The organism is Halomonas sp. BC04 (genome assembly GCF_000568385.1).
This window is the reverse complement of sequence record NZ_AZQX01000135.1, coordinates 1-14,428: the sequence shown is the minus strand read 5'-3', so window position 1 is coordinate 14,428 and position 14,428 is coordinate 1. Positions and strand designations below refer to the sequence as shown.

Genomic DNA, 14,428 nt, shown 5'->3' with positions numbered 1-14,428 from the left:
CGGCCGAGGCGCCCAAGGCGGAAGCCAAGCCCGAACAGTCGAAGGCTGAACAGCCCAAGGCGGCCGAAAAGCCGGCCGAGGCGCCCAAGTCAGAGGCTAAGCCCGAGCAGCCGAAGGTCGAGCAGCCGAAGGCGGCCGAGGCGCCCAAGGCAGAGGCCAAGCCCGAGCAGCCCAGTGAAACCGACGCCAAGGCCGATGCGGAGGCTTCCAAGGATGAAACGCCGGCACAGCGCCGTCGTCGCCGTCGCGCTCACAACGACCCGCGGGAGATCCGCCGTCGTGAGCAGGAAGCCAAGGCTCAGGATGGCAAGCAGGGCTAACGCCCGAGCCGCCATGACGAAGACGCCCGCGCAAATGCGCGGGCGTCTTCGTTTCGGGACTAGCTGTGAGGAGCCGTCGACGATCATGGTCATCCAGACGGCAACCCCTCTCTGGGTCTTGATATAGCGTTGCTTAGTTGCCGACTGCCTCTTTTCATTACAATGGCATGAATATTTTTTTGGCAATAGAATAGTTTCAAATCTTATTTAAATCAGGCTGGTTTTTCGTAAGGAAACAGGGCTTGCCTCTACCAAGTATCAAGGACTCAGATTGAGAGCATCTATTCACTCTGAGTCGCTGTCAAAAAACGACTACTTGGAGGTGGCACCATGATTTCTATTCAATTCCTCAAGACAATCGGCGTATTGGGTATCGCAGTCGGTATGACGGCTGGACCTTTCGCGCTGGCAAATGCCTCAGGCCATGTCGGTGCACTTGGGCAAGAGGTAATGGACGTGCCACGCACGGATGGACCAACTGAACTTGTCCAGGCGGCTCCTCCCGAAACCGATGTCCTCCTTGTTATGCGCCGGGCCGATGCGCATGAGCGCCAGACTGGTGTTGAAACAAGAGATATCCCGGGCTCCCCGATACCGGGCGAAAAGGCCTTCCCAGGTGAGGCACCTGCTGGTGCTCCGGGGATAGCGGGGGCAGCGGATAGGGAAGCAAGGGATGCGCGTGGTAGAGAAACCAGGGATGTGCCGGGTACCGAGGTGCCATATCCGGGCCGGAACCACGTAATCTAGACTTCCCCGGAAACGGTGGTTACTTCAGGTATTGCCATGCCTGACTACCATCCGGCAGAGCCGTTGCCGAACAGGGCGAAGAGAAACATTAAATCACGCTTCATGACTCCGGCATTTGGCATCGAAACTCGCCAGGGAAGGCGTGCTCGGAAAGCATTACCCCCTTACATATTCTGAATAAACTAACGCTGCACTATCCTCCCTTTACATCGTCAGTCGCTGTGCATGGCATAGTTTGCCCCTGCTCAAGGGGCTTTTGTGTTTGCGTGGGCTCTTTGTCCTCTCGCAGAAGATCTATTCAAGACTGTCGGTGGTGACCCATTGAAGGGTGACCCGGGGCAACCGTGGCAATCAGCCCGCCAGCCGTGGCTCGCGCTCCAGCTCGACACCGAAGCGCTCCGCCACCTGGCCAGCCACCGCTGCGGCAAAGTCCAGCAGCTCGGCGGCGCTGCCGCCACCGAAGTGGACCAGCACCAGGGCCTGGCGGTCGTGGACGCCGAAGTGCCCCAGCCTCCAGCCCTTGAGGCCACAGCGCTCGATCAACCAGCCCGCCGCCAGCTTGATACGGCCATCCGGCTGGTTGAAGTGAGGCAATTCCGGGTGGTCACTCAGCAGTCGATCGGCTGTTTCCCGACTCACCAGCGGATTCTTGAAGAAGCTGCCGGCGTTTCCAAGCCGCGCCGGGTCAGGCAGCTTCTCGCGGCGTACCCGGCAGACGGCTTCGGCCACCTGCAGGGCCGTCGGGGCATCTCCAACGTGGCTGGCCAGGTCGCCATACCCGAGCCGTGGTCGTGGGGTCCGGGAGAGACGGAGCACCAGGCGGGTGATCACCACCCTGCCCGCGAGCTCATGCTTGAAGATACTGTCGCGATAACCGAACGCGCACTCCGCTGGCGTCAAGACCTGCTCACGGGCGTCATCCATGTGGATCAGGTGCACCGCCTCCAGCACGTCGCAGAGTTCAACGCCATAGGCGCCGATATTCTGGATCGGCGCGGCGCCACAGTGCCCTGGAATCAGCGCCAGGTTCTCGATGCCCCAAATTCCGTTGCCGGCCAGGGCCATGACCAGCGTGTGCCAGTTCACGCCGGCACCGGCGTGCACCAGCACCTTATCCGGGGCCTCCTCATCCAGCCACCAGTCATCCAGTGCCGGTTGGAGCACCAGTCCCGCCAACCTCTCGGGCAGGATCAGATTGCTGCCACCGCCCAGCACCGTCACCGGCAAGCCCAGCTGCCTGGCCTGAAACAGGAGTTCCTGCAGCTCATGAGTGTGGCTCGGTGCGGCAAAGGCGTCGGCGACACAGGGCAGGCCCAGGGTGTTGGCGCGACTCAGGTCATGGTCGGTCAGGATCTCACTCAAGATGGCTGCGCCTCGAGTCGCCGGCGAATATCTTCGACCAGCCCCCTCGATGCCACATCGACCAGGTCCAGCACCTCGTCGAAGCCCTGCTCCCCCCCGTAGTAGGGGTCGGGCACCTCGCGCTCGGCATGGCCGGCGAAGTCCAGGAACAGCCCCACATGAGCCGGGCAGTCGGCGGGGCGCTGCTCATGCAGCGCCGCCAGGTTGGCCTGATCCATGGCCAGCAGGTAATCGAAGCGAAGAAAATCATCCGCCGCAAGCTGTCGCGCCCGCAGGCCACTCAGGTCGATGCCTCGCTTCAGGGCGGCTTCACGGGTACGGGGGTCGGGTGACTTGCCCACGTGCCAGGCGGCAATGCCACAGGAGTCGACAGCGACCCTCCCGGAGAGGCCGGCGGCTTCCAGCTGCTGGCGAAAGACGCCTTCGGCGGTGGGGGAACGGCAGATATTGCAAGGCAGACAAACAGTACGCGCATGGCGAGCTCCTCAGTGGTTCCGGGCCAGCAGCGCTCTGACCCGCTCAAGATCCTCGGCGGTGTCCACGCCGGCAGGGTTGGGCTGTGCTGCCAGGGCGACCTGAATGGCATGGCCGTGATGCAGCGCTCTCAGCTGCTCGAGCTGCTCGAGCTGCTCCAGGGGGGATGGCGTCCAGTCGCCATACTCCGCCAGGAAGCCCGCCCGATAGGCGTAAAGACCGATGTGGCGCAGCCAACCATCGGTCTCGAGCCAGTCGGGGCGCGATGCGAATGCCTGGCGATCCCACGGAATGGGAGCACGGGAGAAGTACAGGGCCCGGCCGGAAAGCGCTCTCACCACCTTGACCACATTGGGATTGAATAGCGTGTCCACGTCGGTGATCGGCTCGGCCAGGGTCGCGATGGAGGCCTCGGAGTCGCCGATCAGCCGTGCCGCCACCTGGTCGATCAACTGCGGCGGGATCAGCGGCTCGTCACCCTGGACGTTGACCAGTACCGCTCGGTCAGCAAGCCCCAGACGCTCGGCGACTTCGGCCAGCCGGTCGGTGCCCGAAGGATGGTCGGCCCGGGTCATCACGACCTCGGCATCGTACGGTGCCAGTGCCTCGCGGATACGGCTATCGTCCGTGGCCACGATCACCCGCTGGGCGGTGCTTTCGCAGGCACGCCGCCAGACGTGGGCAATCATGGGCTCGCCGGCGATGTCGAGCAGCGGCTTGCCCGGTAGACGCGATGCACCGAAGCGGGCCGGGATCACGGCAATGAACGCATTGGCCGCGTCCGCCATCAAGCGCCTCCCATGCGTCCGGGTGACGTGGGCAGCTTTTCGTCGGCGTCCAATTGACGCGCCTCTTCGGGCAGCATGACAGGGATGCCATCGCGAATCGGATAGGCGAGGCCATCGTAGAGGCAATGAAGCTCCTGGGCCTCGCGATCGTACTTGAGCTTGCCCTTGCACAACGGGCATACCAGCATCGCCAGTAATTCCTTGTCCATCTTCTACCTCCGCGGTGAACGGTGACCGTTACCATACAATGGCCACGGTATTGTGTAGGTTATCGCAGCGCTTCCAGACGAGCATCCAGCCATGCCGCGAATTCGGCATCCGGCTGTGCCTCCACCTCCAGCACCCAGCTGTCGTCCGGCGCAATGCGCTGGCATTTTTCCGCATCCTTGGCCGTCATCACCACCGGCAGTGCCTCGTCGAAGGCGAAATCCCGGGCGGTGAAGGCGTGATGATCGGCCATGGCATGAGGTCGGACCTCTATTCCCATCTCCATCAGTGTGGCGAAGAAGCGGCCAGGGTTACCGATGCCCGCCACCGCATGGACCGGTCCTGTGAAGGGCAGCGGCTGGAGCGGGAAGCGGACGCCATCCTGCAGTGTGCGCCATTGCATGGGTGCCAGCCGAAAGACCCACCCCCTGGCGGGCATGGCAAAAGAGGGGGCACCGTTGACCAGCACCGCATCCACCTCGTCCAGCCGGTCCAGCGGCTCGCGCAGCGGCCCCGCCGGCAGGCAGCGTCCATTGCCGAAACCACGACGCCCATCGACGACGACCAGCTCCAGGTCACGGCCCAGCGGCAAATGCTGGAGCCCGTCGTCACTGATCAGGATATCGCAGCCCGCCTCGAGCAGCGCCCTGCCGCCACGCGGACGGTCCGGATCCACCACCACGGGTAGCCCGGTCTGGCGTGCCAGCATGCGCGGCTCGTCGCCACAGCGCTCCACCGGCGTTTCGTTAGTGACGCGCAACGGGTATTCAGCGGCATTGCCGCCATAGCCACGCGAGACGATGCCCGGCCGCCAGCCTCGCTCGGACAGGTGCCGGCCCAACCAGGCCACCATCGGCGACTTGCCGGTGCCTCCGAGGGTCAGGTTTCCGACCACGATCACCGGCACCCCGGCCCGCCATGTCCTGCGCCTGCCGCTGCGGTAGGCGGCAGCCCGGCGAGCCACCGCAAGGCGGTAGAGGGCTTCCAGGGGACGCAGCAGCCTGAGCCAGGCGGCGCCTCCATAGGCGGCTTCCAGCCAGCGCTCTGCCACCCGCCCCTTCATGCGTCGGAGACTCCTGGAACTGCAGCCGATAAAGGGCCGCATAGGCGCCATCACGGACCAGCAATTGATCGTGGGAGCCTGTTCGACGATGCGACCCTGCTCCATGACCAGTATGCGATCGGCCCGCTCGATGGTGGAGAGGCGATGGGCGATGACCAGGGTGGTCCGGTCCCGGCACACCGTTTCCAGCGCCTGCTGGATGTAGCGCTCCGACTCCGTGTCCAGTGCCGACGTGGCCTCGTCGAGAATCAGCAGCGGCGCATCCTTGAAGATCGCCCGGGCGATGGCCAGGCGCTGGCGTTGCCCACCGGAGAGCATGACCCCATTATCGCCCACCACGGTGTCATAGCCCTGGGACAGCGGCTCGATGAACTCATGGGCATGGGCCGCCCGGGCAGCGGCCTCGATGGCGGCCGGGTCCGCATCCGGGACGCCATAGGCGATATTGTCGGCGATGCTGGCATTGAACAGGGTGACCTGCTGAGACACCAGGGCGATCTGGCGCCGCAGGGGTGCCAGGCGGTACTCGTCAATGGGCACGCCATCGATCAGCACCCGCCCCGCGGTAGGACGATAGAAACGCGGCAACAGCCCCACCAGGGTGGACTTGCCACTGCCCGAACGGCCCACGATGGCGATCATTTCCCCCGGGCTGACCGCCACATCGATGCCCTTGAGCACCTCGGGCTGATCGTCACCATAGCGGAAGTGCACATCCTGCAGTTCCACCCGGCCTTCGAGCCGGCCCGGCTCAAGGGTACCTTCGTCGCGCTCGGCGGGCACTTCAAGCAGCCCGAACAGCTCGGCCGCGGCGGCGATACCCTTCTGGATCTCGCTGTTGACCTCGGTGAGCTGACGCACCGGCTTGGCCATCAGCGAAGCAGCGGTGATGAAGGCGACGAACTCCCCGGGCGTCATGTCATCGAGCAGTGCCGGCGACATCGCCAGCCAGACCAGCACCGCCAGCGACAGCGCCACCAGCAGCTGGATGACGGGGGTGCTGACGGCCTTGGTCAAGGCCTCCTTCATGCTCTGCTGGCGATTGTAGTTGCTGGCCTCGGCGAAGCGGGCCTTCTCGTACTCCTCGGCTCCGTGGGTTCGCACGACTCGGTAGCCGGAAAGGGCCTCCGATGCCACGTGGGTCACGTCACCCATGGAGTGCTGGATACGCTGGGAGATGCGCCGGAAGCGCTTGCTGGCATAGCTGACCACCCCGGCGATCAGGGGCGTGACGGTCATGAAGAGCAGCGTCAGCATCCAGTTGGTCCAAAGCAGGTAGCTCAACAGGCCGATGACGAACAGGCCTTCACGCAGCACGATGGTGACCGCCTTGGTCGCTGCACCGGTCACCTGCTCGACGTGATAGGTGACCCGGGATATGAGATGGCCACTGGAGTGGGAATCGAAAAAGCGGCCCGGCAGATGCAGCATATGGTTGAACACATCGCAGCGCAGCGCATGCACCACGTTGCGCGCCACATTGCTCATGAAATAGGTGCCGAGAAAGGTGCCCAGCCCCCGGGCGGCGAACATGCCGACCACGAACAGCGGCAGGAAAAGACGAAAGGAGGCGTCCGGGTTCTGGATGCCATCGATCAGGCGCTTCATCATTTCCGCCAGTGCGGTACTTGAGGCGGCATAGATGGCATAGCCGACGATGGCCAGGGCAAAGGAAACCCAGTGGGGTTTCACATAGCCCAGCAGCCGCTTGTAGAGCGTCCAGCCCGAATGTTGAGTACCGGCTTGAGTCACGGTGTCTCCGCTTGGGTAGATGTAGCCTGTGGCTCACGGGTCGCTATTCGCACCTGGCGGATGCCCAGCGTACCCGCCTGGTCCAGTGCCCGCACCACGTCCGCATGCACGGCCCGCGCGTCGGCCTCGAGCACCAGGCCGTGCATGCGTGCCTGCTCCGCTTCGGCGGCAAGCGCCTCGCTCAGCTCGGCGGCGCTCAGCTCACGCTCGCCCAGCCGATAGCGCCCCTGCTCGGTAACGACCAGTGTCACCGGCGACAGCTCCAGGTCGACGCCCGCCACGCTCTCGGGCAGCTCGAGCTCCAGAGCCTGGCGTGTCTCGAAGGTAGTGGACACCATGAAGAAGATCAGCAGCAGAAAGACGACGTCTATCAGCGGAGTGAGGTTGACCTCCACCGGGTCGCGGCGACGGCGCGCAAATCTCACGACCGCTTGACCTCCGGTGCGAGGCGGCCATCGGCCTCGACACGCTCACCCTCGCCGCCGTCGGACAGGCTCACGCTGCCCTGGTAGTGGGCGATGAACTCGACCACCTGACTGGCTTGCTCTTCCATGCGCACGGTAATGTCCTCGACCCGGCGCTGAAAGTAGCGATGGAACATCAGCGCGGGTATGGCCACGGTGAGGCCCGCCGCCGTGGTCACCAGGGCACGGGAGATGCCGCCGGCCAGATCGGCGGTGCGGCTTGCCCCGTCGCCGGCCACGATGACCGAAAACACCTCGATCATGCCTACCACGGTACCGAGCAGACCGATCAGCGGTGTGATGGCGGCAATGGTCCCCAGCGGGCTCAGGAAGCGCTCCATGTCATGGATCACGGCAGTGGCGGCCTCCTGCAGTCGGGCACGCACCTGCTCATGACCCAGGCGGGCATTGCGCAGGCCGGCGGCCAGCACTCCGCCCAGCGGCGAGTGCCCCTCGAGCCAGTAGAGGTTGACCTGGCCACGGGAAACCAGGGAGCAGACCTCCTGCCCCAGGCCATAGGGTGCGATGCGCTTGGCACGCAGGTCCACAGGCGCTCGATGATGATAACCGTCGCCAGCAACGAACAGCCCAGCAGCGGAATCATCAACCAGCCCCCGGCGATGAGCGCATCCATCATGTTCATCCAGCCCCTCCTTACTCAGCCACGACGGCTGCGGTCAGTGGGGCGATTCTACCGCATGGCACTCACCTTCGACACCGCTGCGGCGCCAGGGCATGACACGGGCCGAGTGAATGGGGGGCTCCACGTCAATTCCGAGCCACAGGGTCACGGCACCGTCGAGGGCGGTACTCCACTGGCAGCTGCCCCCGCGGCGAAAGCGCCGCACCACCTCGTCATGAGGGTGACCGAAGGCATTATAGCGGCCGGCGCTGTAGATCACGTGCCGGGGCGCCAGGGCCTGAACCAGTTGCGGCCCCGAACTGGTCCGGCTGCCATGATGTCCCGCCAGCAGCGCCGTCACCGGTCGCTGGACGTCGAGCAGGAACGCCCGCTCAACGTCGCGGCCGACATCACCAGTGAGCAGCAGCCGATGAGGCCCCACCGTCACCTCCAGGACACAGGAGCGATTATTACTGGAGAGTGCCGCGGTATCCTCGGGCGGCCAGAGCACCCGGTAGGTCACACCGTCTCGCTGCCAATGCTGGCCTTGGAGACAGGGTGTAAACGGAACACCGATATCCTCCCCCCGCGGCGCGAGAAACTCATTCACCCGGTGCTCTTCCGCCAGCAGCGCCACCCCACCGGCATGGTCGATATCGTCATGACTGACCATCACACGATCGAAGCGCTGCCCCGGCGGCCACAGCGATGCCAGCGGTGCGAAGCCGGAAGCGAAACGCGGCCCGGCGTCATACAGCATGCGGTAGCTGGCACTGCGCAGCTCCACCAGCTGGCCCTGCCCCACATCCTGGATCCGCACCCGCAGCGTACCGGGCTCCTGCCTCGGCTCCGTCAGCCCCAGCATCGCCGGCACCAGCAGCAGGCTGCCACCGACACGCAGCGTCGCCACCAGACCCGGCAATGACCAAAGCAGGGCGACCAGCCCCAGCATGAGCGCCAGCGGCAGGATCGTCTCTGCCGACGGCCACCATAGCGGCAGCCAGGCCACCGCGAACTCGAGCAGGGCGATCAGCGCCAGGGCGATGCGCTCGAAGAGCCACCAGCACAGCTTGGAGAGCGCCGGCACCGGCGTGAGCAGCCAGCCCAGCAGCCCCAGCGGAACGAGCAGGGAGCTGACGACCGGCACCGCCACCAGGTTGACCAGCGGAGCGACGGGGGCCAGCCGAGCGAAGGCGAGCAATACTGCGGCCGCCATCAGCGGCGCCAGCAGCAGTTGGGTGCGCAGGAGCGCCCAGGCCCAGCCACGAGCGCCGGCGGGTCGTGCCCGCCCCTGCCAGATCACGATCAGCAGCGACACGGCGACGAACGACAGCCATAAACCGGGCCGCCAGACCGATAGCGGATCCAGCACCACGATCAGCCCCAGGGCCAGCCACCAGGCCTGCCACGGCCCCGGCGCATGTCGGCCGCTGGCTACCCAGAGCCCAATCAGGGTCATGATCATGGCCCGCATGGCCGGAGGCTGCAGCCCTGCCAGCCAGGCGTAGCCGATGGCCACCGCACCGGCCAGACACCAGGGCCAGACCGCCAGCCGCCAGCACCGGGGAGCGACGAGTCGACCGAAACCCCGCGCCATCAGCAGGGAAAAGGTCGCCACCAGGCCCACATGCAGCCCCGAAATCACCATCAGGTGCGTGGTACCGCTGGCATTAAGCAGATCCCACTCTTGCCGCGTCAGGCGCTCGCCCGCCCCCAGCGTCAGTGCCGCCAGCCAGCGTGTCGTCACAGGCGGCAGCTGCCGTGCCTCGAGGTGTTCCAGGGCCAGTCGCCGCGGGGAAAAACCCGCCGGCTTCAGGCGTTCGGCCGGCGGTTCGCTGCGTACGTAGCCGGTGGCCTGAATGCCCTCACGCCAAAGCCAGGCCCCGTAGTCGAACGTGCCGGGGTTGGCGAAGCCGCCGGGCGGGCGCAACCGAACGGCCAGCGCCCAGCGCTCACCCGGTGCCATGTCGGGTGCCTGGAAGTGGCTGAGCCGCACGCGACGCAGCCGGTCACAGGGCAGACCCTCCGCCAGCAAGGGTCGACAGTCGTCCACGCTTACCAGCAAGCGCGTCAGCCGCCCCTCCTCCTTGACGGACTCAAGCCGGCCTTCCACGAGCAGGTCGACTCGAAGCAGGCCCATCGGCAGCTCGGCCCCCTTGGCCAGCAGGACCTGTCCCGCCGTCAACGCCACGACCAGGGCCAGCCCTACCCCTCGCCAGCTGCCTCTGGCCAGTAACAGCAGCAGCGCCAGGCTCCAGAGCTCCACCAGGCCTTCCGGCGCCCACCAACCCAGACCGACACCCGCCAAGGCAGCCACCGCTGCCGGTAACGCCATGCCAATTCGCATTCCCTTGCCCTTATCGCCGCCCCCTGGCTGCCCCTGTCCGAGTCGTGACTGCCTCCTGAGTGCCAGCCGTCCGGTCCCGTCTTGTCAATGCCTGCCTACCGCCGATACCCACATACGGCATGGCGAGGCAGCACCCTTCCATGGATAATAGTCGGGTCCCGAAGCAGCGAGCCAATCCGTCATGCCGCGCAGATTCCTGCAGCGTTACATGCCTCACCCCGAAACGCTCAGACGCCAGCGCTCGCTGCGTTTTGTGAGCCATATCATCGGCGACCCCGGCCTATGGGCACTGTCACGTCGCACCGTGGCCAACGCCTTCTCGGTCGGTCTTTTCAGCGCCATGCTGCCGATTCCCTTCCAGATGATCGTGGCGGCATTCGGTGCCTGGCTGTTGCGCTGCAACCTGCCGCTCTCGGTGGGACTCGTATGGATCACCAACCCGCTGACCATGCCGTTGATTTTCTACGGCAACTATCGCCTGGGCGCCTGGCTGATGAATACCCCTGCCCGTGAGGCGCCGGCCCGCATTTCGACCCGCTGGATCGCCGACCGCATGGCCGACATCCTGCCGGCCCTGGCACTGGGGTCGGTGGTGTCGGCTATCGTCTTCGCCATCGTAGGCAATGTGATCATCCGGCTGGTCTGGCGCTGGCATATTTCGCGCAGCTGGAAATTGCGCGCCATGCGGCGCCGGCAGGCGCGACTGGACAGGGAGGATTGAGTCCCGGCAATCGAATCGGCCGGGACTCGGGTCAGGTGGCCTGGATCAAGCGGAGTCGTGCTGCTCGGCGAGGCGTCCGCCATCGAGCTTGAGCACGCGATCCTGGTGTGCCGCCATCGAAAGGTCGTGAGTCACGATGACGAAGGCACAGGCGGTGGTTCGGGCCAGTTCGTCCATCAGCGCCAGGATGCTGGCGGCCGTGGTCTGGTCCAGGTTGCCGGTGGGCTCGTCCATCAGCACCAGGCTGGGATCGGTAACCAGCGCCCGGGCGATGGCGACCCGCTGACGCTCGCCGCCGGAGAGTTCGCCCGGCTTGTGGTCGGCCCGCTCGGCGATGCCGACCCTGACCAGCAGCTCCCGAGCCCGCAACTCAGCCACCTTCTTGCTCTGGCCACGCACGATCAACGGCAGCGCGGCATTCTCCAGGGCGGTGAACTCCGCCAGCAGGTGATGGAACTGGTAGACGAAGCCGATATGCCGATTGCGAAAACGGCCCAGGGCCGCCTCGCCCAGGTCGAGAAGTGATTCATCGGCGATGCGTACCTCACCCCGGGTCGGACGATCCAGGCCACCCAGCAGGTTCAGCAGCGTCGTCTTGCCGGAACCGGAGCTACCCACGATGGCAACCCGCTCCCCCGCCCGCACCTCCAGCGAGAGGCCATCCAGCACGGTGACATCCTGGGGGCCCTCGCGATAGATGCGGGTCAGGTCGTGGCAAGCCAGCATTATCTTGCCCTTGGCGTATGCCGCCTGGCTCATGTCACTCTCCTTCAGGGTGGCCGGATCATTCATAGCGCAGCACCTCGGCAGGCTGGACCCGCGCCGCGCGCCAGGCCGGGTAGATCGTCGACAGGAACGTCAGCCCGAACGCGGCGGCGATGATGTCGCGTACGTCGGACCAGTGCAGGCGAGACGGCAGGTCGCTGATGAAGTAGACCCCGGCGTCGAGGAACTGGATGCCCAGGGCCGACTCGACCCAGCCGATCAGATCCGAGATGGTCAGCGCCAGCAATACGCCCAGCCCGACCCCCACGGTAATGCCGATGATCCCGATCGCCATGCCCTGGACCATGAAGATGCCCATGATCGAGCGGGGCGTGGCGCCGATGGTTCGCAGGATGGCGATGTCGGCATGCTTGTCGGTGACCACCATCACCAGGGTCGAGACGATATTGAAAGCCGCCACCGCGATGATCACGGTCAGCAGCAGCGCGATCATGCGCTTCTCCATCTGAATCGCCTGGAACAGGTTGCCATGGGAGAAGGTCCAGTCGGTGCCGCGGTAGCCCGTGCCAAGCTGGTTGATGATGGCGCGGGTCTCGCTGGCCGCGACGAAGAGGTCGTCCAACTCCAGCCGCAGCCCCCCTACCGCATCGCCCAGGCGGGCAAGCGTCTGCATGTCCTCGATATTGGCATAGGCCAGGTTGGCGTCCAGATCGGCGCCAACGCTGAAGATGCCGCTTACCGTGAAGCGCTTGAGGCGTGGAAAGACCCCCGCCGGGGTGATCGAGGCCTCCGGCACCAGCAGGGTGACCCGGTCGCCCACCCCGACACCCAGATGCCGGGCCAGCAGGGAGCCCAGCACCACGTTCCATTCGCCGGGCGCCAAGTCATCCAGGCTACCCTGCTGCATGTGCCGGCCGATGATCGACACGCGATCCTCCCATTCGGGATGGATACCGTTGACCATGGCACCCTCGTTGCGACCGGCCGAGGAGAACATGCCCTGCTGTTCCACGAAGGGTGCCGCACCGATCACCCGCTCGCGCTGCATCAGCTCTTCGGCCAGGGCCTCCCACTCGACCAGGCCGGCGCGAGACTCGATCTTGGCATGGGGCACCATGCCCAGGATGCGGGTGCGCAACTCGTGATCGAAGCCGTTCATCACCGACAACACGAGTATCAACACCGCCACGCCGAGCATCAGGCCCAGCATGGAGGTCAACGATATGAAGGAGATAAAGTGGTTGCGGCGTTTGGCGCGCACATAGCGCAACCCGATCAACAATGGCAAGCGGTCAAGCATGATGGGCGTTCCTTGTCAGCGGGGGGTCATGGTACGGTTTTTTGCCGTTCACTGCACCGGGCAGGATTGCGTTTCCCCGATGCTTGCAACATTACCCGGCTCAGCCTACATTTCGCCGACTCGGCGATAGGACGCCGGACGACGAGACGCAACCCAGAGGCTCCCACCATGGCCAACCGCCTGCTTCCCGAATGGCACCCCCAGGACGCCATCCAGCTCACCTGGCCCAGCCCCACCAGCGACTGGGCACCGCTGCTCGAGCGCTTCGAGGCCACCATGGAGAGCATCGTGGTAGCGGTGGCACGCTATCAGTCCGTCGTGATCAGCGTGCCCTCGACCGCCACGCGCCACCACCTGCAGCGCCGCTTCGCCTGCCTCGGCGTTCCTGCCGAGCGATTGCACCTGATCGTCGCCCAGGCCGACGACACCTGGGCACGGGACCATGGCCCCATCGGCATCATCCGCGACGGTGAACTCCATTTGCTGGACTTTGTCTTTACCGGCTGGGGCGGCAAATTCAAGGCGACCCGGGACAACACCCTGACTCGACGCCTTGTAGAAGCTGGCCTCTTCGCCTGCCCGGTGGAGCCGCGCGACCTGGTGCTGGAAGGCGGCGCCATCGAGAGCGATGGTGAAGGCACACTCTTGACCACCGAGGCCTGCCTGCTCAACCCCAATCGCAACCCGCAGCTCGACCGCAGCGCGGTGGAAACCGTGCTCAAGGAGGCATTCGGGGTCGAGCGGGTGCTGTGGCTGACCAGCGGCCACCTGGAGGGAGACGACACCGACAGCCATGTGGACACCCTGGCGCGCTTCTGCGACAGCGAGACCATCGCCTATGTCAGGTGTGACGATCCTACCGATCCCCACTACGCCGCCCTCACCGCCATGGAGAACGAACTGGCCGCTTTCCGTCGTGCCGATGGCCGGCCCTACCGGCTGATTCCGCTGCCGTGGCCGCGACCCTGCTTCGATCCGGTGGATGGCCATCGGCTGCCAGCCACCTATGCCAATTTCCTGATCATCAACGGTGCAGTACTGGTTCCCATCTACGGCAGTGATGCCGACAGCCGGGCATTGGCAGCCCTTGGGACGGCCTTTCCCGACCATGACATCGTGCCCATCGACTGCCTCAGCGTGATCCGACAGCACGGCAGCCTGCACTGCCTGACCATGCAGCTGCCTAAGGGCAGTCTGGCGACACACACCTAAATCAAAGGCGACGATCAGGCCTTGGGTTGTTGCATAGGCACGAAGCGAGGGGTGCCGGAGTCAAGTCGTAGAGGAGGTCCTACGCCAGGGAAGGCGTCGGTAGCGTACAGGGAAGTATTCACAGCGCCTCCTCGAAGACTTGACGCAAGGCTAACCCGAGCGGTAGATGCGATCTGCGATAGCCTTGGAGTTAAGCCTGGAGCGTTGACACACGAGGAGAATTACCATCATGTCCCGTCATCTCAAGGTCGGCCTGGTCCAGCAGCCCGCCTGGCCCGACAAGGCCGCAAGCCTGGCCGAGAGCGAGGCCGGCGTGCGCGAAC

11 protein-coding genes and 4 pseudogenes are annotated in these 14,428 nt (G+C 65.2%); 4 read left to right on the top strand and 11 right to left on the bottom strand.

The annotated features are described in order from the left end of the window. Window positions 1-320 (top strand): annotated as a pseudogene (locus Q427_RS32155) (ribonuclease E); the annotation flags it as partial. A gap of 1,098 nt (window positions 321-1,418) precedes the next feature. On the opposite strand, the gene murB reads toward Q427_RS32155, so the two are convergent. The 9 genes and pseudogenes from murB to Q427_RS09525 form a co-directional block, all read right to left on the bottom strand. Then, window positions 1,419-2,429 carry a UDP-N-acetylmuramate dehydrogenase gene (murB, locus tag Q427_RS09565; RefSeq protein WP_043513325.1) on the bottom strand — a complete coding sequence of 337 codons (1,011 nt, stop codon included), beginning with the start codon at window positions 2,427-2,429 and terminating at the stop codon, window positions 1,419-1,421. Continuing rightward, window positions 2,426-2,904 (bottom strand): annotated as a pseudogene (locus Q427_RS09560) (low molecular weight protein-tyrosine-phosphatase). The gene murB and the pseudogene Q427_RS09560 overlap by 4 nt, the downstream one beginning before the upstream one ends. Before the next feature lie 10 nt (window positions 2,905-2,914). After that, entirely contained in the window at window positions 2,915-3,691 is a 777-nt protein-coding gene (gene kdsB, locus Q427_RS09555; RefSeq protein WP_043513322.1) for a 3-deoxy-manno-octulosonate cytidylyltransferase, read from the bottom strand. Continuing rightward, window positions 3,691-3,900, bottom strand: coding sequence for a Trm112 family protein (locus Q427_RS09550; RefSeq protein ID WP_043513321.1), 210 nt, complete (start codon window positions 3,898-3,900; stop codon window positions 3,691-3,693). Before Q427_RS09550 ends, kdsB begins: the two co-directional genes overlap by 1 nt. A 59-nt stretch (window positions 3,901-3,959) precedes the next feature. Next, complete coding sequence (gene lpxK, locus Q427_RS09545; RefSeq protein ID WP_197030575.1) at window positions 3,960-4,961, bottom strand: tetraacyldisaccharide 4'-kinase; 1,002 nt, start codon at window positions 4,959-4,961, stop codon at window positions 3,960-3,962. A gap of 7 nt (window positions 4,962-4,968) precedes the next feature. Continuing rightward, window positions 4,969-6,713 (bottom strand): annotated as a pseudogene (msbA, locus tag Q427_RS09540) (lipid A export permease/ATP-binding protein MsbA); the annotation flags it as partial. Continuing rightward, the gene (locus Q427_RS09535; protein WP_043513317.1) at window positions 6,710-7,138 is read right to left on the bottom strand and encodes an ExbD/TolR family protein; all 429 of its coding nucleotides are present in this window, start codon (window positions 7,136-7,138) and stop codon (window positions 6,710-6,712) included. The pseudogene msbA and the gene Q427_RS09535, both read right to left, overlap by 4 nt. Further along, window positions 7,135-7,725 carry a MotA/TolQ/ExbB proton channel family protein gene (locus Q427_RS09530; RefSeq protein WP_442905473.1) on the bottom strand — a complete coding sequence of 197 codons (591 nt, stop codon included), beginning with the start codon at window positions 7,723-7,725 and terminating at the stop codon, window positions 7,135-7,137. Before Q427_RS09530 ends, Q427_RS09535 begins: the two co-directional genes overlap by 4 nt. Before the next feature lie 129 nt (window positions 7,726-7,854). Then, window positions 7,855-10,134 carry a DNA internalization-related competence protein ComEC/Rec2 gene (locus Q427_RS09525; RefSeq protein WP_081785918.1) on the bottom strand — a complete coding sequence of 760 codons (2,280 nt, stop codon included), beginning with the start codon at window positions 10,132-10,134 and terminating at the stop codon, window positions 7,855-7,857. A 193-nt stretch (window positions 10,135-10,327) separates the two neighbouring features. On the opposite strand from Q427_RS09525, the gene Q427_RS09520 reads away from it, so the two are divergent. After that, window positions 10,328-10,867, top strand: coding sequence for a DUF2062 domain-containing protein (locus tag Q427_RS09520; protein ID WP_043513313.1), 540 nt, complete (start codon window positions 10,328-10,330; stop codon window positions 10,865-10,867). A gap of 45 nt (window positions 10,868-10,912) precedes the next feature. Here the strand turns inward: Q427_RS09520 and Q427_RS09515 are convergent, their stop codons facing one another. Both Q427_RS09515 and Q427_RS09510 read right to left on the bottom strand, forming a co-directional pair. Then, window positions 10,913-11,626: an ABC transporter ATP-binding protein gene (locus tag Q427_RS09515; protein ID WP_043513329.1), complete on the bottom strand. Its 714-nt coding sequence runs from the start codon at window positions 11,624-11,626 to the stop codon at window positions 10,913-10,915. A gap of 25 nt (window positions 11,627-11,651) precedes the next feature. Continuing rightward, entirely contained in the window at window positions 11,652-12,893 is a 1,242-nt protein-coding gene (locus Q427_RS09510; RefSeq protein ID WP_043513311.1) for a lipoprotein-releasing ABC transporter permease subunit, read from the bottom strand. A 168-nt stretch (window positions 12,894-13,061) separates the two neighbouring features. On the opposite strand from Q427_RS09510, the gene Q427_RS09505 reads away from it, so the two are divergent. Together Q427_RS09505 and Q427_RS31170 are read left to right on the top strand one after the other, a co-directional pair. After that, complete coding sequence (locus Q427_RS09505) at window positions 13,062-14,105, top strand: agmatine deiminase family protein (protein WP_043513309.1); 1,044 nt, start codon at window positions 13,062-13,064, stop codon at window positions 14,103-14,105. A 229-nt stretch (window positions 14,106-14,334) separates the two neighbouring features. Continuing rightward, a pseudogene (locus Q427_RS31170) lies at window positions 14,335-14,428 on the top strand (acyltransferase); the annotation flags it as partial.

Excerpts from the sequence above, each read along its gene's own strand:
- kdsB (WP_043513322.1), bottom strand. The coding sequence starts at position 3,691 with ATGGCGGACGCGGCCAATGCGTTCATTGCCGTGATCCCGGCCCGCTTC.
- Q427_RS09550 (WP_043513321.1), bottom strand. The coding sequence starts at position 3,900 with ATGGACAAGGAATTACTGGCGATGCTGGTATGCCCGTTGTGCAAGGGC.
- lpxK (WP_197030575.1), bottom strand. The coding sequence starts at position 4,961 with ATGAAGGGGCGGGTGGCAGAGCGCTGGCTGGAAGCCGCCTATGGAGGC.
- Q427_RS09525 (WP_081785918.1), bottom strand. The coding sequence starts at position 10,134 with ATGGCGTTACCGGCAGCGGTGGCTGCCTTGGCGGGTGTCGGTCTGGGT.
- Q427_RS09520 (WP_043513313.1), top strand. The coding sequence starts at position 10,328 with ATGCCGCGCAGATTCCTGCAGCGTTACATGCCTCACCCCGAAACGCTC.
- Q427_RS09515 (WP_043513329.1), bottom strand. The coding sequence starts at position 11,626 with ATGAGCCAGGCGGCATACGCCAAGGGCAAGATAATGCTGGCTTGCCAC.
- Q427_RS09510 (WP_043513311.1), bottom strand. The coding sequence starts at position 12,893 with ATGCTTGACCGCTTGCCATTGTTGATCGGGTTGCGCTATGTGCGCGCC.
- Q427_RS09505 (WP_043513309.1), top strand. The coding sequence starts at position 13,062 with ATGGCCAACCGCCTGCTTCCCGAATGGCACCCCCAGGACGCCATCCAG.